We start from the raw sequence: 18,161 nt of genomic DNA on the forward strand, positions 1-18,161 counted from the left end.
CGGGCCATGGCAGAGTTTCCGAAAAAGGCGAAGGTCGTCATCGTCGGGCTGGGCGGTATTGTCGGCGCGTCGGTCGCCCATCACCTGATCGAGCGCGGCTGGAACGATATCGTCGGCATCGACAAGTCGGGCATCCCGACCGATATCGGCTCGACCGCGCACGCTTCGGACTTCTGCTACACGACCAGCCACGATTTTCTATCCTGCTGGACGACGCTCTACTCCATCGATTTCTACGAGAAGATGGGCCACTACGCGCGTATCGGCGGCCTCGAAGTCGCGCGCGTCGGCGACGATGGCCGCATGGACGAGATCAAGCGCAAGATCGCTTCGGCCAAGGCCTTCGGAACCCGCGCGCGCCTGATCGAGCCGGCCGAGATCAAGAAGAAGTTCCCGCTGATCGAGGAGCATCTGGTGCAGGGCGGCCTGTGGGACCCGGATGCCGGCCTCGTCATCCCGCGCTCGCAGACGGTGGCCGGCAAGCTTGTCGACCAGGGTGTCGCCTCCGGCAAGCTCAATGCCTTCGCCAATACCTCGGCCAAGTCGCTGATCGTCGAGGATGGCCGCATCAAGGGCGTGGTGACCGAGCGCGGCACGATCGAGGCAGACTATGTGGTCGTCTGTACCGGCATATGGGGCCGCTTGACTGCAGCACTGGTCGGCGAGGACCTGCCGGTCATGCCGATCGACCATCCGTTGACCTTCTTCGGCCCCTACAACGAGTTCGCCGGCACCGGCAAGGAGATCGGCTGGCCGCTGCTGCGCGATCAGGGCAATTCGGCCTATATGCGCGACACCGGCGATCCCAAGACCGCCGAGGGCGGGCAGATCGAGTGGGGCTATTACGAGGAGACCAATCCGCGTCTCTGCCACCCGCGCGACCTGCTCGAGAAGGACCAGGCGCGGCTGTCGCCGTCACAGCGCGATCTCGACATGGAGCAGATCATGGCGCCGCTCGAGCGCGCCATGGAGCTGACGCCGATTCTCGGCGAACTCGGCTACAACGAAGGCCATTCCTTCAACGGTTTGCTGCAGGTGACCACCGACGGCGGCCCGTCGATGGGCGAGAGCCAGAAGGTGAGGGGGCTGTGGTATGCCGTGGCCATCTGGGTCAAGGACGGCCCGGGCATGGGCAAGCTCATTGCCGACTGGATTACCGACGGCCGCACCTCGATCGACCATCACGCGATCGACTATTCGCGCTTCTACCCGCACCAGACGAAGGAAGAGTTTATCTGGGATCGCTGCACCGAGACGGCGATGAAGGTCTACAATCCGGCGGTCCATCCGCGCGAGCCCTTCTCCAAGGGCCGCAACATCCGCCGCTCGCCTTTCTGGGAGCGGGAAAAGGAGCTCGGCGGCTATTTCATGGAGTTGGGCGGCTGGGAGCGCGCCCACGGCTATGCCGCCAACGAGCATCTGCTTGAAAAATACGGCAACCGCGTGCCAGTGCGCGAGAACGAGTGGGACAACCGCCATTTCTGGCGCGTCTCCAATGCCGAGCACCTGGCGATGAGCGAGGATTGCGGCATCGTCAACCTGTCGCATTTCTCCATGTACGACGTCGAAGGGCCCGACCATGTCGCGCTGCTGGAATGGCTGTGTGCGGCCAAGATCGGCGGCGACAACAATATCGGCAAAGGCATCTACACCCACTTCCTCGACGAGGAAGGCATGGTGCGCGCCGATTTCACGGTGATCCGCATGGCCGACCGGTGTCGGGTGATCGACGGCGCCGATGCCGGCCCGCGCGACTTCCGCTACATGCAGCGCACCGCGCAGGACAAAGGTTTTGACGTCACCGTTACCGATGTGACCGAGAAATATGTCACCATAGGCATCTGGGGCCCGAATGCGCGCACGACCCTGCAGAAGGTGGTCGAGGATCCGAACGGGCTGACGCCGGAGAATTTCCCCTTCGCCGCAATCAAGCCGATCCGCATCGCCGGCAAGGACGTCACCGCCTTCCGCATCTCCTATGTCGGCGAGCAGGGTTGGGAACTGCACATGCGTTACGAGGACGGGCTCGCCGTCTGGGACGCGCTGCGCTCCACCGGCGTCATGCCTTTCGGTGTAGAGACCTATGCCAACACGCGTCGGATGGAAAAGAGCCTGCGGCTGCAGAATGCCGATCTCCTGACCGAATACAATCTGCTCGAAGCCGATCTTGCCCGTCCGAAGGTTAAGGAAAACGACTTCTGCGGCAAGGCCAAGCATCTGGAATACCGCGCCCGCGAGCGCCAGCCGGCGATGCTCTGCACGCTGGTGATGACCGAGAACACCGATGCCAAGGGCGTCGCCCGCTATCCGGTCGGCACCATGCCCGTGCTCGATCCGGCAACCGGCGAGACGCTAGTCGATGAGCTTGGCCGCCGCTCCTTCACCACCTCGGTCGCCTATGGTCCGACGATCGGCAGGAACATCGCGCTCGCCTATCTGCCCTGGGCCTACGCCCGGGAGGGTCGCAAACTCAATGTGGAATATTTCGGCGAGACCTATCCGGTCGAGGTCGCCGGCGTCGGCTACAAGCCGCTCTACGACCCGGAGAACCTCAAGCCGCGCAGCTGAGCGCGTTCTCGTCTGAATACGCAAAAAGGTCCGGTCGACGCCGGGCCTTTTTACTTTGTTCATGCACGATTATCGCCTACCCTTGCGTCATGTCCGCATCCCGCCGAACAGGGCGTTGGCTTTCCGGCGCCGCCGCGCTGGCGCTGCTCCTCGGCCTGACCTCGCGATCGACCGCCGTGGAGTCCGTTGACGTCGAGCTGGTGCTGGCGGTCGATGTCTCGCTCTCCATGTCGCCGGCCGAACTCGAGATCCAGCGTCATGGCTATGCGGCGGCACTGACGCATGACAACGTGCTCAAGGCCATCGCCGACGGCGTCTATGGCAAGATCGCGGTCACCTATGTCGAGTGGGCCGGCACCAGATGGCAGCGGGTCGTCGTGCCGTGGACGGTGATCACCAATCGCGCCGATGCCGAACGGGTCGTCGCGCAGCTCAATGCGCGTCCGCCGGACAGCGCGCGACGTACCTCAATCTCCGGCGCGCTGACATTCGGCAGCGACCTTTTTGCCGAAAGCGGCTTTCAGGGCACCAAACGCGTCATCGACGTTTCGGGCGACGGACCCAACAACCAGGGCGCGCCGGTCGATATTACGCGCGACGAGGTCGTGAAGCAGGGCATCACCATCAACGGACTGCCGCTGATGACAAGGGGCGGTTTCAGCGGCGCCTTCGACGTCGACAATCTCGACCGCTACTACAGCGACTGCGTCATCGGCGGCCCCGGCGCCTTCATGATCCCGGTCAATGACTGGACGCAATTCCCGGAAGCGATCCGCCGCAAGCTGGTGCTCGAGCTCGCCGGTCCGGCCTCGCCACAATGGGCGGCGGAAGAGGCGGCTCACCCGCCGGTCGTGCTCGCCGACGACAGGCCGGCCGCCGATTGCCTGGCCGGCGAAAAGATGTGGCGCAATCGCGGCTGGATGCTGGACAGCCGCTGACCGCCGGCAATGGCCGACCAGAGGGGGGCGACCAGAGCGGCGGCGTGGACTTGCTTCCTCGCGCGGCACAATGGCAAAATGTGAAGGGGCCGGCGCCATCGCGCAACGCGATCAAATGAGGAAACATCACATGAAACGTTTGGCCATCCTGACGGCACTTGCGTCGACAATATTTGCCGGCAGCGCCAGCGCCCAATTTTACGGCGAAGCGGCCTGCGTGCTGTTCGAGAATGCAAACTTCCGCGGACGCTCGCTCGAAATGGGCCCCGACGACGCCGTCAATTTCCGGGGCGGGTTTTGGAACGATCGCGTCTCCTCGGTGCTCGTGCGCCGGGGCTGCACACTCGTTGCCTATGAGAATGCAGGGAGGCGCGGCCGCTCGATCGAGCTCAACCGCAGGGTCCGCGGTTTCGGAGACTCCGGCTGGAACGACCGCATCTCGTCGGCCGAGTGCTATTGCGACCGATATTGAAGCCGGCGTCGTTCCTAGCGCGCGGCAGCAACCGGTCCTGCGCGCAAGACGCTTCCCCGCACTCAGTTAGACCATGGTCGATGACCGGTCCTGCTTCATTGACAAGCCTTTTGGGCTCTGTGAGACAATTTCCTCTCGCTACATAAAAGGGGAACCATGATGAACAGGACCACCATTTTCGCGGCGGCTCTGACGGCTGTTGTCGGATTGTCGGCGCCGGCCATGGCCGTCACGTCGCTCACCATCGGCATCAGCGGCTGGACCGGCTTCGCGCCGCTGACTTTAGCCAAGCAGGCCGGCATTTTCGAGAAACATGGGTTGAACGTCACGCTGAAGAAGGTTCCGCAGGCAAGCCGGCCGCTGGCGATTGCCAGCGGCGACCTGCAATGCGCGGCGACCACGGTCGAGACCTGGATGGTGTGGAACGCCAGCGGCGTCACCACCAAGCAGATCTTCCAGCTCGACAAATCCTACGGCGCCGACGGCATCGTCGTGCGCAACGACATCAAGGCGGTCGCCGACCTCAAGGGCAAGAACGTGGCGTCGTCCGCTCCGGGCACCTCGCCCTATTTCCTGCTAGCTTGGGTGCTCAACAAGAACGGCATGTCGACCAAGGACGTGACGGTCGTCAATCTGGAGCCGGATGCGGCGGCGCAGGCCTTCCTTGCCGGCCAGAACGATGCCGCCGTCACCTACGAGCCCTTCATCTCGGCGGTGCGCGACAAGTCTGACCAGGGTCATATCCTGGCGACCACGCTCGACTATCCGATGGTGATGGACACGGTCGGCTGCACGCCGGACTTCCTCAAGGCCAATCCCGATGCGGCCAAGGCGCTGGCCGACAGCTATTTCGATGCGCTCGACATGATCAAGAAGGAGCCGCAGAAATCCTACGAGATCATGGGCGCCGACGTGAAGCAGTCGGCCAAGGAGTTCGAGGATTCGGCCAAATACCTGAAATGGGCCGACCGCGAGGAGAACAAGCAGTTCTTCACCAAGGATTTCCAGGACTTTTCCAAGACCGCGGCGGAGCTGTTGCTGCAGATGGGATTGATCAAGGAAGCGCCTGACGTGACGACGCTCGCCGACACCAGCGCGGTGACCAACTGATCGCGCATTCCCCGATCGACGGCGGCGACAGGCCGCCGCCGTTCTTCCCCCTCAAGGACAGTGCCTGATGCTGCGTCCCTTGCATCCCGTTCCGCCGGGCACCCGGACCGTGCTCGGCATCGCCTTCTTCGTGCTCTTCGTCGCGTTCTGGACCTGGATCACGCTTGGCGGCCATGTGAACCGAATCTTCCTTGCCGATCCGCTGTCGATGCTCCGCGATGGCTGGCGGCTTCTGGTCGAGGACCGTTTCTGGCTCGATATCCTGATCACCATCTGGCGCGTCTTCGGCGGCTTCGTGCTGGCCTCGATCGTCGCCGTGCCGATCGGCATAGCCATGGGCGCCTGGAAGCCGATCGAGGCATTCCTGGAGCCGTTCGTGTCCTTCGCACGCTACCTGCCGGCATCCGCCTTCATCCCGCTGCTTATCCTGTGGGCCGGCATCGGCGAGTTGGAAAAGCTCCTGGTGATCTTCGTCGGCTCGGTCTTCCAGATCATCCTGATCATTGCGGTCAAGGTCGGCAGCACTCGTCGCGACCTGGTCGAGGCGGCCTATACGCTGGGCGCGACCGACAACGGCATCGTCAAGCGCGTAATCATGCCGGCCAATGCACCCGAAATCGCCGAGACGCTGCGGCTCGTGCTGGGTTGGGCATGGACCTATGTCATCGTCGCCGAGCTGATCGGCTCGTCATCCGGCATCGGCTATATGATCATCAACAGCCAGTCGCGGCTGGCGACCGGGCAGATCATCTTCGGCATCATCGTCATCGGCCTGATCGGGCTTTTGTCCGACTTCGCCTTCAAGGCGCTCAACCGCCGGCTCTATCCTTGGAGCCTGGCGTGAGCAGGCTTCTGATCGAGAGCGTTTCCCGGACCTTTGCCGGGGGGGGCGGCCAGCCGGTGCAGGCGCTGCAGCCTGTCGACCTCGCGGTCGCGGCCAATGATTTCATCACCATCCTCGGCCCGTCCGGCTGCGGAAAATCGACCTTGCTCAGGATCGTCGCCGGGTTGGAGGCGCCGAGCACCGGCCGCGTGCTGCTCGACGGCAAGGCCGTCACCCGGCCGGGGCCGGATCGCGGCATGGTCTTCCAGTCCTACACGCTGTTCCCCTGGCTGACGGTCGCCGAAAACATCGGCTTCGGCTTGCGCGAGCGGGGCATGCCCGAGCGTGAGCGCAACGAGATCGTTGCTTCCTATATCGACCTCGTCGGGCTGAAAGGCTTCGAGAACCATTGGCCGAAACAGCTTTCGGGCGGCATGCAGCAGCGTACGGCGATTGCGCGCGCTTTAGCCAACGACCCAGCGATCCTTTTGCTCGACGAACCGTTCGGCGCGCTGGACAACCAGACCCGCGGGCTGATGCAGGAATTGCTGCTCGGCATCTGGGAGCGGCGCAAGAAGACGGTGCTGTTCGTCACCCACGACATCGAAGAGGCGATCTTCATGGCCTCGCGCGCGATCGTGATGACGGCACGGCCCGGCCGCATCAAATCCGACGTGCCGGTCGACCTGCCGCATCCGCGCCACTACACACTGAAGACCAGCCCCGAATTCTCGGCGCTCAAGGCGCAACTCACTGAAGATATCCGCATCGAGGCGATGCGGACGGCGCAAACGCAATCGGCTTAGAGGGCTGGGTCTGCGCGCTTACGCGGCCAGCAATTGCTTGCGGTCGAAGCGTTCCTGCTGCGGCGAGCGGGCATAGAGCTCGCGGTAGCATTTGGAGAAGTGCGAGGCCGAAACGAAACCGCAGGCCACCGCCACTTCCACCACGGGCATCGACGACTGGATGAGCAGATGTCTGGCGCGGTCGAGTCGGATCTCGAGATAGTAGCGGGCAGGGGAGCGGCCCATTTCGGTGCGGAACAGGCGCTCGATCTGCCGGCGCGACAGATCGACATGATCGGCGATCTCGATCAGCGACAGCGGCTCGGAAAGGTTCGCCTCCATCAGTTCGATGATGGTCAGCACTTTGGAATTCTGCACACCCAGGCGCGCCCGCAACGGCAGGCGCTGGCGATCGGTCGGACTGCGCACGCGGTCGGTCAGCACCTGCTCGCAGACGCGGTTGACGAGGCTTTCGTCGAAGTCGTCGCCGATCAGCTTCAGCATCATGTCAAGGGCGGCTGTGCCGCCGGCGCAGGTGTAGACGTTCTGGTCGACCTCGAAGAGGTCGGCAAAGACATTGGCCTTCGGGAAGGCCTCCGAAAAGCCCGGCAGGTTCTCCCAATGGATGGCGCAGCGCTTGTTGGAAAGGAGGCCCGCGGCGGCCAGGATATGGGCGCCGGTGCACAAGCCGCCCACGGCGACGCCGCGGTTGTACTCCTCACGCAGCCAGGCGAAGGCCGACTTGTTGTGGTAGCGCTCGACATTGATGCCGCTGCAGACGATCGCCATGTTCGGCCTGTCCGGCCCGGCCATCTTCCTGCGCTCTTCCTCCAGCGAGGTGTTGACAGCGCATTCGACGCCATTCGAGGCGCGCACCGGCTTGCCGTCGATGCTGGCCAGGCGCCAGCAATAGGCCTCGTAGCCGAGCATCCGGTTTGCGGAACGCAGCGGATCGAGCGCCGTCGCAAAGGCGATCATGGTGAAATCGGGGACGAGGAAGAACACAAACGATCTCTTGATCGGATGCTTTACGGCATTCACGGGAAACCTCACGCAGCCATGACGCGAACAGAATGTCGCGAACAGCATAGCGTCATCAGGAAAAACCATTCCTGTCAATCGGGTAGGCGGCTAAGTGAAGATTAAATTTGCGACACGGGTCGCAAATGGGCAATTGGTCCGAGGCCGGCGCGTCAATCAATGCAACGAAAGCCCGATGAAAATGAAAACGCCGCCTCGGCAAGGCCGGGCGGCGTTGAATTCCTTCAGCGCGACGGCAGCAAATACCGCCAGAAAGCGGCTGTCTCAGGCAACGAAGCCGAGGCGAGCGGCGGCCATGGCGCCGGTCTGGCCGGGCATGGTCTTGGCAAGACGCTGACGCTCGAGAGCGGTCGTCAGGTTCATTTCGCGGCGGGTGAACAGGCGGGCAAAGAGCTTCATCATCATCTCCATTTGGTTGCTCAGACGGGTCGCCTTCGCTTAATGGAGTGGGGCAGCTCGTTTTGGCTGGCAGTGATATAGGCTTGCTTCAGCCAAAACTAAATCGCAAAAACGAAGCCCTTGTTATGAAAAGCGACATTTTTTGCGGCATTTTTGGGCGGCGTGCCCGAAATTTATCATTTTTTACAAGGCGTTAAGTGGAAGATCGCTACGCTATGCGAGTGGTTCATATGCGTCATGCGCTACCAGCATGGCTGGAAAGTTGTTTGAATACAAACAAAAAGGCCTGCCGGTCTGACACCTCGGCAGGCCTTTAGTACTTGATACACACTTTATCTACTTTGCTCCGGCCCAGGTTCCTACGCCGTAGTGCAAACCAGCCTTGGCATCGGCGGCTTCCGGCCAGCCGATATCCTTCTGCAGTTCGATGGGCAGCGAATGGATTGCGCGTTCGGTCTGGTAGCGGGCGCGAGCCGCACTGAATTCGGTCGCGAGCCGACCGATAGACGACAGGATAAACATTTTCTTTCTCCTCGATTCGGGCAGGGAGGCGCCCGGCAATGGGTTACGTCAGGTCTGTTTCAGCTACATTTCATGTCGATTGCAGATCTGTGTCGGGTCGTTTCATGGCTGGTTTTGGCAGCATCCTGCATCGATGGAGTTGACTATGCGCCTGAAGTGGTGTTCAATCAAACGAAATGGAATGATCGTTTGCATCAGAAAAATTGAAGGCAAACCCCGATGAACGCCCCACTCAACCATCCACTGCCGCTGCTCGATCTCGATGTGCTGCGCACCTTCGTGGCGATTGCCGAGACCGGCAGCTTCACCACCGCCGCCAATGCGGTATTCCGCACGCCGTCGGCCGTCTCCATGCAGATCAAGAAGCTGGAAGACATTCTCGGCCGCTCCGTTTTCGCGCGCGACGCGCGCTCGGTGACGCTGACCACCGATGGCGAGATGCTGCTCGGCTATGCGCGGCGGCTTTTGTCGATCAACCGCGAGGTGGTGTCGAAGTTCATCATTCCCGACATTGTCGGCGTGGTGCGTCTAGGTTCCCCGGACGATTATGGCGAGCGCGTGCTGCCTCACGTGTTGAAGCGCTTCGCGCAATCGCATCCGTCGATCGCCGTGGACGTCACCATCGACCAGAGCGTCAATCTGCGCCGCCGGATGGACGACCGCGCGCTCGACATCACGCTGCTCACCAATTCCTACAAGACCAGCGCGGTCGGCGCCGAGGTGCTGCTCACCGAGCCGATCGTCTGGGCCGGCGCCAAGGGCGGCTGCGCGCATCTGCGCGAGCCGCTGCCGGTGTCGCTATGGGAAGAAGGCTGTGCCTGGCGGGCAGGGGCCCTGGAGGCGCTCGGCCGGGAAGGCCGCAACTATCGCATCGCCTATATGAGCGCGCATACGGCCGGCCAGCGCGCCGCGATCATGGCCGATCTCGCTGTCGCGCCGCTGCCAAAATCCTTCCTCGGCGACGAGATGGTCTCGCTTGGTGCGAGAGACGGCATGCCGGATATCGGCACCTACAACCTCGCCATGGTGGTGGCGCCCGATGCCAGCGCGCCGGTGAAGGCCGTCGCCGACCACATCCGCGCGACCTTCGAACTGTTCCGGGAAACCGGCAAGTTCTGATCTATTCGGCCGCCGATGCAGGCCGTGTGGCGTAGGCAGCATCGGTCCGGCGCGGCGCGCGGACGCGCGCTGGTGCCGGTTCGCGTGTGAGGAAGTCGACGATGCTGTCGCGCGCGCGGCGTGCTTCCGGCATGTCGATCAGCGGCCAGACGTGGAACATGCCTTCCTCATAGACGACATCGACCTCGACGCCGGCGGCGCGCGCCCTTTTGGCGAAGATCAGATTGTCGGGGCTCAGCATGTCATGCGAGCCGGTGAGCAGCAGCGTCTTCGGCAGCACGGCGAGATCCCCATAGAGCGGGCTGATACGCCAGTCGGAGCGATCGATGCCGGCGCTGTAGAGCCGGATCGCCTCGAGCCCGCCGGCAATGCCGAGCCAGGGATCGTTGCGCTCCGCCTCGAATACCTCCGGGTTGGAAAGCGACATGTCGAGGCCGGGCGAGATCAGCACATGGCGCGACGGTGAAGGCAGGCCTTTCTCGGCAGCCATCATGGTGAGCACGACGGCCATGTTGCCGCCGGCGGAATCGCCCATGAAGACGATGTCCTCGGCATCGGTCTCTTCGAGCATGCGCCGATAGACGTCGCCGACCATTCCGAACATGTCATGGAAATTGTGCTCCGGCGCGATCGGATAGATCGGCACGGTTATGCCGAAGCCCAGCCGCTCCGCCATCTCGGCGATCAGCACCCAGTGATAGGACGTGATCTGAAAGACGAAGGCGCCGCCATGCATATAGAGGATGCGCCGGCGCTCGCCAGCCTTCGGCGCGATCTCATAGACGGGAAAGCCATCGATGCTGGTCTCGGCGATGCCCAGCCGAGCCTTCAGCAGGGCGGGCGGATGAAAGTCCTCGGTCTTGCGCGCGTAGGCGATCCAGCGCTGCAGATTTTCGGGACTGGAAAAGGCTTTCTTGCGGCTGTGCCTGAGAATGAACGAGACGACGTGGCTTTTCAAACTGGGCATGCGGATACACGGACTTCGGCAGAGCCGACTAAGAGAGTTCCCCGACTAATCGAAGATTGTACCTCAGTTAAAAATGTCAAGGTTCGTCGCGGGCACATCAACGTGATGCAACGGGGGGCCGCCTCGCTGTCGACCCGGCAGCAGCGCGGCGCGCAGCTTGTTGTCGTCGGTCGCCGAGGCCGCCTGTCGGCCCCGGCGCCTGCCGAGCAGCTTGCATTTGTCGGTGAAGGTCATCAGCGCGGCGTGCCCAGAAGCAGCGCATGAAGGGCTGCCTGCGGGTCGCTCGGCGGCGAGGCCGGCCAGCCAATATCTTTCTGGACATGCGCCGGCAGGTCGTTGAGCGCGCGGATCGCCTTGTTGCGGGCGTGGGCCTGCCTGATGGTGACGCCAAAGCGGCCGAGATTATCGAACATCGACATTGTGGTTCCTCCGGAAGGTCGCGCCGGCCTGAAGACATTCCATGCCAGCCCTTCGATGGCGGGCTAAATGCGCCCGACATGTTTCCAGCGGATTTCACGAAAACAGCGTTTCGGTTTCCGGATCGGGCCGATCCGGAAACATTTGCATGCAAATGAAATCGAAAGCGTGTCGGCGAGAAGCAGGCCTATTCGCGCCCGCGCCGTGCCGCGCGTTCCTCACGCGAGCGCCGGCGCGGGGTGGCATCGCCGGCGACCCCATCCTCGCTCGTCGCCTTGCGCGGCGGCAGCTTCACCGCGGCCGCCAGCTTCGGGAACGGGTCGACCTTGTTCGGCAGCGCCATGGCGTAGACGAAATGCTCCTGGAACTTCGGCTCAAGCGCCGTCTCGATCTTTTCGATCCTGCTCACCGTCTCCTCGATCTCGCGACGATAGCCGCGGTTCAAGAGCGCCATGCGCGCGCCGGCGCCTGCGGCATTGCCGACGGCCGAGACCTTGTCGAGGTCGCAGTCCGGGATCAGGCCCAGCACCATGGCGTATTTCGGATCGATGAAAGAGCCGAAGGCGCCGGCGAAATGGATGCTGTCGACATGGTCGGTATGCTGCTTTTCCATCAATAGCTTGGTGCCGGCATAGAGTGCTGCCTTGGCGAGCTGGATGGCGCGCACGTCGTTCTGGGTGATGGTGATCTTTGGCTCGCCCTCTTTCAGCACGTAGGAGAAGGTGCGGCCGTTGGGGACGATGCGCGGCGAGCGCACGCTGAGCGATCCATCGACGACGCCGTCCTCGGAGATGATGCCCGACAGATACATCTCGGCGATCACTTCGATGATGCCGGAGCCGCAAATGCCGGTGACGCCCGTCGCCTGCACGCTTTCAGCGAAGCCCGGCTGATCGGACCAGAGCTCCGAGCCGATGACGCGGTAGCGCGGCTCAAGTGTTTCCGGGTCGATGCGAACGCGCTCGATGGCGCCGGGTGCGGCGCGCTGGCCGCCGGAAATCTCCGCGCCTTCGAACGCCGGGCCGGTTGGGGAGGAGGCCGCCACGACGCGCGTGCTGTTGCCGAGCACGATCTCGGCATTGGTGCCGACGTCGACGATCAGCATCATCTCGTCCTGGCGGTGCGGGCCTTCCGACAGCGTGACCGCAGCGGCGTCGGCGCCGACATGGCCGGCAATGCAAGGCAGCATATAGAGGCGCGCGCCCTGGTTCAGCTTCAAGCCGAGGTCCGAAGCCTTGATGCGCACAGCACCGGAGACCGCCAGCGCAAACGGCGCGCCGCCGAGCTCGGTCGGATCGATGCCGAGGAAGAGATGGTGCATGATCGGATTGCCGACGAACACCGCGTCGAGGATGTCATTGCGCTGGACGTTGCCTTCCGCGCAGACCTTGTCGACGAGGCCGGAAACGGCCTCGCGCACGGCGACCGTCATACCCTCGCGGCCGTCCGGATTCATCATCACGTAGGAGACACGGCTCATCAGATCCTCGCCGAAGCGGATCTGCGGATTGGAGGTGCCGGAGGAAGCAGCGACACGGCCCGAGAGCAGCGACACCAGATGCATGGCAATCGTCGTCGAGCCGATGTCGCAAGCGAGCCCGTAGGCCTCGTTCTTCAGCCCGGGCCACAGCGCGATGACGCGCGCGATGTCGGCGTCGGCATCCTTGTGGATGGCGGCGGTGGCGGTCCAGTTGCCCTTGCGCAGGATGCCCTGCACCTGCGGGAGCAGATAAAAGTCGAATTCGAGGTTTTTGAAGCCCCAGTCCTTCATCAAGGCGATCTTGAGCCGATCGAGGTCGCCGAGCGGCTTGTGCATGTCGGGCTCTTCGATCTCGACATAGCACATGCGGATCGCGGTATCGCGGGCGATGACCCTTGTGTCGGCATCCTTGCGGATGGTCTGGGCATTGATGACCGTGTCCTGCGGCACATCGATGACGAGATCGCCGAGGATCTGCGTCGAGCAGGAGAGACGCCGCCGTTCCGGCAGGCCGCGCACACGCTCGTAGCGCTCTTCCTTGGCGCCCTTGGGCGAGATGTGGTCGTTGGACGAGACGATCTTGTGCTTGGCGAAATTGCCTTCCTGCACCTCGATCTGGCAGCGCCCGCAGGTGGCGCGGCCGCCGCACACGCTCTCGACATAGACGCCGAGCTGGCGCGCGGCGTCGAGCACCGGCGTGCCGACAGGGAACCGCCCGCGCTTGCCGGACGGCATGAACAGCACGAGCGGATCGGTTATGTTCGGGGGAGGGTTCATATGCAAATGCCTCCCTCTGTCGAAAAAGTCACAATCTCTACCTTATGCCCTCGCCATGCGGGCCTCACGTCCGCCGCGGCGGCGGCCGCCATTGCCGCCGCCTTCGCCAGGCGCGTTGACCGCCACGGGTGCGGCAACCGCGTGGCCGCCTTCGGCCGGCTTGTAGTCCTTGTAGGTGCGGATCCAGGTGGTGCAATTCTCGTCGGTGCCGTTGAGAACGTTGGCGCCGCGCACGGCTTCCATTTCCTGCGGGCGGACCGGATTCATGATGGCGCTCGTCATGCCGGCGCCGATCACCATCGGGATGAAGGCGGCGTTGATGCCGTGGCGGTGCGGCAGGCCGAAGGAGATGTTGGAGAGGCCGCAGGTGGTATTGACCTTGAGCTCTTCGCGAAGGCGGCGCAGCAGCGCGAACACCTGGCGGCCGGCATCGCCCAGCGCGCCGATCGGCATGACGAGCGGGTCGACGACGACGTCATGCGCGGGAATACCGTGGTCGGCGCAGCGCTCGACAATCTTCTTGGCGACGGCGAAGCGGACATCCGGATCCATCGAAATGCCGGTCTCGTCGTTGGAGATGGCGACGACAGGAACGTTGTATTTCTTGACCAGCGGCAGGATGGCTTCGAGCTTCTCTTCCTCGCCGGTGACGGAGTTGACCAGCGGGCGGCCCTTTGCGACCTTCAGCGCCGCCTCTATCGCGGCGGAAACCGAGGAGTCGATCGACAGCGGCAGGTCGACCAGGTTCTGAACGATCTCCAGCGTCTGCACCAAAAGCGCCGGCTCGGTCGCATTGGGATCGACGGCGGTGACGCCGGCATTGACGTCGAGCATGGTGGCGCCGCAGGCGGCCTGTTCCAGCGCGTCCTTGATGACGGTCTCGAAATTGCCGGCCACCATCTCAGCGGCCAGCTTCTTGCGGCCGGTCGGGTTGATGCGCTCGCCGATCACGCAGAAGGGCTGGTCGAAGCCGATGACGATTTCTCGGGTCGCCGAGGCGACGATGGTGCGGGTCATGCGATCTCTCCGTCGGGATATAAAGAGTTCTTTATATCGTTATCTGATTTCGTTCAAGCGAATGCGTGTCGGCCGCGCCGTTAATGCGCGGTCTTCACCATGTCCACCTGGGTTTCGGTAATTTCGTCATGCAGTATGTGGTCGAGCCGCTCGGCGACCAACTGGTCGTCGCGGCGGATCTCCCGCTTCCAGGGCTGGCGGCCTTTCAGCACGCCCGATTCATCGACGATCTCAGCGACATACTCTTCCTGGCGGTAGGCCATCACATGGACGCCGGCGACGCCTGGAATTTCCTTCACCTCGTTGATGATGTCGATGCAGAGCTGCTTGCCTTCCTTCTTCTGGTCCTGCGCGCCTTCAAGCCGCTTGATGACCGCTTCGGGAATGTGGATGCCCGGCACGTTGGAGCGGATCCATTTCGCGGTCTTTGCGGAGGCCAGCGGCCCGACGCCGCACAGGACGAAGACTTTTTCCGTATGCCCCAAGTTCCGCGCGCTCTGCATGAAGGTTCTGAACATCGGCACGTCGAAGCAGTATTGCGTCTGCACGAACTGCGCGCCGGCGGCTATCTTCTTGCCGAGATGGATCGGCCGGAAATCGTAAGGGGGCGCGAAGGGGTTGACGGCTGCACCCAGGAAGACCTGCGGCGGCGTGGTCAGCTTGCGGCCGGACAGGAACTTGCCGTTGTCGCGCATGATGCGGATGGTTTCGAGCAGCGACATGGAATCGAGGTCGAACACCGGCTTGGCGCCCGGCTGGTCGCCGGCCTGCACACCGTCGCCGGTGAGGCAGAGCATGTTGGCCACGCCCATTGCCGCGCCGCCCAGCACGTCGCCCTGGATGGCAATGCGGTTCTTGTCGCGGCAGGCGATCTGCATGATCGGGGCATACCCCATGCGGGTGAGCAGCGCGCAGATACCCACCGACGACATGTGGCAATTAGCGCCCGATGCATCGACCGCGTTGATCGCGTCGACCCAGCCGTCGAAGATCTTGGCGCGGTTGTAGACGTCTTCGGGATCGGCGCTGTCTGGCGGATTGAGCTCGGTCGTCACCGCGAACTCGCCGCGCCGCAGCACGCGCTCCAGCCGGCCGCGCGACGTGTGGCCGGGCAGAGGATCGAGCGGCAGGTGGATGCCGGCCGGGTTCTCGTCGCGCTGGCGGGCGTTCATGCCGAAGCTCCGGGCTTCTGGGTCGTTTCCCGCGCGGCGGCGGCCTGCGCGGTCACCCGCAGCCAGGCCGAGGTTTCGCGCAGCGACTGGTCGACCGGCTTCTGCACGGTGAGGATCTTGTCGCCATGCTTCATGTTGCGCGAGCCTTCCCAGGCCTTGACCCAGACGCAGGGCATGTCCGGCTCGACCTCGCAATTGCCATTGGCGCGCACGCCGCCGCAAGGGCCGTTGCGCAGTTGCTTCGGGCAGTTCATCGGGCAGGACATGCCGGTCGACGACAGGATGCATTGGCCGCACATGCGACAGTCGAACATGAAGCCCTTGACGCGCTTCTCGACGAATTTCACCGGCGCCTCGACGCGGCCATAGCCGACACCTTTCCACAGCGGATGCAAGAGCAGGAAGACGTCGGCGAACCTGCTGTAGAACCATTCGAGCAATCGCGAATGGCGGATCGACCACAGACGCACCGCAAAGGTGCGCTGGACGCGCCGCTGCGGCGATACGTCGGCAGGCTTGTAGTCGGATTTCGGCGCTGCCTTCTTGACCAAAGTGGCCTGGGTAACAGCAGCCCCTTCTTTGACAGGAGTTGTCTCAGACATTTTCTTTCCCGCCAGCCTTGACCAGAGCGACCAGGCGCTCGCGGTCATATTTCGCGTCGAGTTCCTGGTAGGCTTTCTCGACCTCGGCCTCGATGTCGTCGCCAACTGGAACCGGATCGGCCTTGCGCCATTCGGCCAGGTAGTCGTCGGTGCCGCCGGCGCCGGTGCGCATGGCGCACATGTCGATCGCCTCGGTGAAGCGCAACGGCAGCTCGCGCTTGGCGTTCTGCCGGCCCTTCTTGACGATGACCTGTGCGGGGATGTCGCGCCAGTAGACGACGATCAGATCGGCCATGAAACTCTTGCTCCTTGATGCTGCGAGCATTGCCGCATGCGCCATTGGCCCGCTTGTTATGGGACGACGCGCGCGCCTTCAAAAGCGACGCTGTCGGAGGCCGCAAAGCGAATGCTGAAAATCCGTCGCCGGCTGACTACCAGACGCGCCTCGTCAGCCCGGTCCAAAGGTAGAACCAGATCGTCGGGTGATACCATTGCTTCGACGCCAGGCGGGGATCGATCGCCGTGAGCTTTCCGGCCAAAGTATCCTTCACTGCTTCGACGCAGATGTCGCGCGAGAACGCCGCTTGCCGCAGCGCGTAGCTGGCGATGGTGTCGCCAGGTTTCGGCTTGCCACGCGCCTGCTTCAGCACGCCGCCCGTATCGACGCCGGTATCGACCAGGTGCACGGTGGTGCCGAAATTCTGCGCGTCGCCGGAAGCCAGCGCCCAGTAGCCGCCATTCATGCCGCGATATTTCGGTGCGATGCCGGCATGATAATTGAGCACCGGGCAGGGCATCTTCGCGAGTGTGTCTTTCGACAGCAGCCGGCAGCCGGCGAGCAGGACAACGCCCGGCTTGATGTTTGTAATTTCCTTGAGGCATTCCAGCCCGTTGGCGGAAGGCACATGGACGATCGCCTGGCCTGGGCGAGGCTCCGTCTCTAGTTTCTCCTCGGCAATCAGACGCGCGGCATGGGCTGCAAGGAAGCGCTTGCCGAGCCTGGTCAGCACCATGGTGCCGAGTTGGCCGGTGGCCGAGATCCAGCCCTGGCGCCGCGCCCGGCCGAGCAGCAAACGCTTCTTGGATTCAGGGGTTTCGAGGATAACGCTGACGGGGCCGACGCGATCGGCAAGCGCGTTGACGATGGCCCAGATATGCGGGCCGCCCTCGGTGACGACCACAATCTGTCGCGGACTGGATTCCGACGCTGCCATGGCAAGCACCCGCTCACAAAACCAGGGCGAATGCTATGCGGGGTGAGTTAATCCTTGGTGTGCCGCGACCTTAGCCAGGTATGCAGGCTGTGTTCAGCGCTTGAATTCCATGATGTCGAGCTTCGATTCGTAATAGGGCGCGGGGAATTCGATGCGCCACTCGGTGGCGCTGTTGCGGAAGGTGTAGCCGACCTGGTCGCTTTCGGGGCCGCTGCCATAGGGCTTGGCCTTGTCGTCGTTGACCGAGAACGAACCGAGATAGATGGCGCGCTTCTCGCCGTCGTCGAAGAAGCGGCCCGTGGTGCGTTGCGAGCCGCTGATCTTTTGCAGCCGCCAGCCGGAACCATCGTCGCTCACCTTGCATTTGAACCAGCCATAGATGACGAGCGGGCTGATCCCACCGGCCTTGATGGTGCGGCATTTCCAGTTGCCGGTCAGATCCTTGTCGGAGAAGGCGACCAATGGCTTGGCAAGCAGCGCATCGAGCTCTCTGACCTCGGCCGGATCGCCGGCCTTCGCTTCCTCGAGCGCGGCCTTGCGCGTCTCGCCATATTTGTCGAGCCGCGCCTTGTCGGCGGCGGTGATCAGCTTCTGCACCTCGCCGTCGGCATGGGCCGGCGGGGCGAAGCCGATGAGGCAAAGGGCAAGCAGCAGGCGACGGGTCATGATGTATTCCCGGATTGGTGGCTGGAACAGTTGTTTTGTCTTCTGGCGCACAACTTACCCGTTCGCGGGCCA

General features: G+C 63.2%; 19 protein-coding genes and 1 pseudogene. 8 read left to right on the forward strand and 12 right to left on the reverse strand.

Annotated elements, in window-relative coordinates; translation table 11 throughout:
* The first annotated feature begins 6 nt into the window (after nucleotides 1-6).
* From RFM40_RS18575 to RFM40_RS18600, 6 genes are all read left to right on the forward strand, one after another.
* On the forward strand, nucleotides 7-2,568 hold the full coding sequence (locus RFM40_RS18575; protein ID WP_320277978.1) for a GcvT family protein: 2,562 nt from the start codon (nucleotides 7-9) through the stop codon (nucleotides 2,566-2,568).
* A gap of 89 nt (nucleotides 2,569-2,657) precedes the next feature.
* On the forward strand, nucleotides 2,658-3,506 hold the full coding sequence (locus tag RFM40_RS18580; RefSeq protein WP_320226844.1) for a DUF1194 domain-containing protein: 849 nt from the start codon (nucleotides 2,658-2,660) through the stop codon (nucleotides 3,504-3,506).
* A gap of 130 nt (nucleotides 3,507-3,636) precedes the next feature.
* Nucleotides 3,637-3,978: a beta/gamma crystallin-related protein gene (locus tag RFM40_RS18585; protein ID WP_320226845.1), complete on the forward strand. Its 342-nt coding sequence runs from the start codon at nucleotides 3,637-3,639 to the stop codon at nucleotides 3,976-3,978.
* Between the two features lie 159 nt (nucleotides 3,979-4,137).
* Entirely contained in the window at nucleotides 4,138-5,088 is a 951-nt protein-coding gene (locus RFM40_RS18590; protein ID WP_320226846.1) for an ABC transporter substrate-binding protein, read from the forward strand.
* A 67-nt stretch (nucleotides 5,089-5,155) separates the two neighbouring features.
* A complete protein-coding gene (locus RFM40_RS18595; protein ID WP_430691702.1) occupies nucleotides 5,156-5,932 on the forward strand; it encodes an ABC transporter permease in 777 nt (258 codons plus the stop codon).
* On the forward strand, nucleotides 5,929-6,717 hold the full coding sequence (locus RFM40_RS18600; protein ID WP_320277979.1) for an ABC transporter ATP-binding protein: 789 nt from the start codon (nucleotides 5,929-5,931) through the stop codon (nucleotides 6,715-6,717). Before RFM40_RS18595 ends, RFM40_RS18600 begins: the two co-directional genes overlap by 4 nt.
* Before the next feature lie 18 nt (nucleotides 6,718-6,735).
* Here RFM40_RS18600 and RFM40_RS18605 read toward each other — a convergent pair whose 3' ends face one another.
* The gene (locus RFM40_RS18605; RefSeq protein ID WP_430691705.1) at nucleotides 6,736-7,674 is read right to left on the reverse strand and encodes a GlxA family transcriptional regulator; all 939 of its coding nucleotides are present in this window, start codon (nucleotides 7,672-7,674) and stop codon (nucleotides 6,736-6,738) included.
* A 222-nt stretch (nucleotides 7,675-7,896) separates the two neighbouring features.
* On the opposite strand from RFM40_RS18605, the gene RFM40_RS18610 reads away from it, so the two are divergent.
* On the forward strand, nucleotides 7,897-8,217 hold the full coding sequence (locus tag RFM40_RS18610; protein WP_320226986.1) for a hypothetical protein: 321 nt from the start codon (nucleotides 7,897-7,899) through the stop codon (nucleotides 8,215-8,217).
* Nucleotides 8,218-8,472: 255 nt separating this feature from the next.
* Here the strand turns inward: RFM40_RS18610 and RFM40_RS18615 are convergent, their stop codons facing one another.
* Nucleotides 8,473-8,658, reverse strand: a complete 186-nt coding sequence (locus RFM40_RS18615) for a hypothetical protein (RefSeq protein ID WP_320277980.1) — start codon at nucleotides 8,656-8,658, stop codon at nucleotides 8,473-8,475.
* Between the two features lie 219 nt (nucleotides 8,659-8,877).
* Here RFM40_RS18615 and RFM40_RS18620 point away from each other — a divergent pair, with 219 nt between their 5' ends.
* Nucleotides 8,878-9,777, forward strand: coding sequence for a LysR substrate-binding domain-containing protein (locus tag RFM40_RS18620; protein ID WP_320226850.1), 900 nt, complete (start codon nucleotides 8,878-8,880; stop codon nucleotides 9,775-9,777).
* Between the two features lies 1 nt (nucleotide 9,778).
* Here RFM40_RS18620 and RFM40_RS18625 read toward each other — a convergent pair whose 3' ends face one another.
* The 10 genes and pseudogenes from RFM40_RS18625 to RFM40_RS18670 all read right to left on the reverse strand — a co-directional run bounded on the left by RFM40_RS18625 (nucleotide 9,779) and on the right by RFM40_RS18670 (nucleotide 18,089).
* Nucleotides 9,779-10,744: an alpha/beta hydrolase gene (locus RFM40_RS18625; protein WP_320277981.1), complete on the reverse strand. Its 966-nt coding sequence runs from the start codon at nucleotides 10,742-10,744 to the stop codon at nucleotides 9,779-9,781.
* 63 nt (nucleotides 10,745-10,807) lie between these two features.
* Entirely contained in the window at nucleotides 10,808-10,978 is a 171-nt protein-coding gene (locus tag RFM40_RS18630; RefSeq protein WP_320277982.1) for a hypothetical protein, read from the reverse strand.
* Nucleotides 10,978-11,163: a hypothetical protein gene (locus RFM40_RS18635; RefSeq protein WP_059187048.1), complete on the reverse strand. Its 186-nt coding sequence runs from the start codon at nucleotides 11,161-11,163 to the stop codon at nucleotides 10,978-10,980. The genes RFM40_RS18630 and RFM40_RS18635 overlap by 1 nt, the downstream gene beginning before the upstream one ends.
* 185 nt (nucleotides 11,164-11,348) lie before the next feature.
* Nucleotides 11,349-13,510 (reverse strand): annotated as a pseudogene (locus RFM40_RS18640) (ASKHA domain-containing protein).
* Nucleotides 13,461-14,435 (reverse strand): methyltetrahydrofolate cobalamin methyltransferase, encoded by a 975-nt coding sequence (locus RFM40_RS18645; RefSeq protein WP_320277983.1) that lies wholly within the window; start codon nucleotides 14,433-14,435, stop codon nucleotides 13,461-13,463. The pseudogene RFM40_RS18640 and the gene RFM40_RS18645 overlap by 50 nt, the downstream one beginning before the upstream one ends.
* An 80-nt stretch (nucleotides 14,436-14,515) precedes the next feature.
* Nucleotides 14,516-15,607, reverse strand: coding sequence for a methylenetetrahydrofolate reductase (locus RFM40_RS18650; RefSeq protein WP_320277984.1), 1,092 nt, complete (start codon nucleotides 15,605-15,607; stop codon nucleotides 14,516-14,518).
* Nucleotides 15,604-16,209: a methylenetetrahydrofolate reductase C-terminal domain-containing protein gene (locus tag RFM40_RS18655; protein WP_320226855.1), complete on the reverse strand. Its 606-nt coding sequence runs from the start codon at nucleotides 16,207-16,209 to the stop codon at nucleotides 15,604-15,606. The genes RFM40_RS18650 and RFM40_RS18655 overlap by 4 nt, the downstream gene beginning before the upstream one ends.
* The gene (locus tag RFM40_RS18660) at nucleotides 16,202-16,504 is read right to left on the reverse strand and encodes a virulence factor (RefSeq protein ID WP_041003951.1); all 303 of its coding nucleotides are present in this window, start codon (nucleotides 16,502-16,504) and stop codon (nucleotides 16,202-16,204) included. The genes RFM40_RS18655 and RFM40_RS18660 overlap by 8 nt, the downstream gene beginning before the upstream one ends.
* Nucleotides 16,505-16,640: 136 nt before the next feature.
* Nucleotides 16,641-17,423 carry a formyl transferase gene (locus RFM40_RS18665; RefSeq protein ID WP_320277985.1) on the reverse strand — a complete coding sequence of 261 codons (783 nt, stop codon included), beginning with the start codon at nucleotides 17,421-17,423 and terminating at the stop codon, nucleotides 16,641-16,643.
* Between the two features lie 93 nt (nucleotides 17,424-17,516).
* Nucleotides 17,517-18,089, reverse strand: coding sequence for a DUF4893 domain-containing protein (locus tag RFM40_RS18670; RefSeq protein ID WP_320226858.1), 573 nt, complete (start codon nucleotides 18,087-18,089; stop codon nucleotides 17,517-17,519).
* Between the last annotated feature and the right edge of the window lie 72 nt (nucleotides 18,090-18,161).

The sequence above is a fragment of the Mesorhizobium captivum genome (genome assembly GCF_033977165.1).
In the GTDB taxonomy this organism is placed as follows: domain Bacteria; phylum Pseudomonadota; class Alphaproteobacteria; order Rhizobiales; family Rhizobiaceae; genus Mesorhizobium; species Mesorhizobium captivum.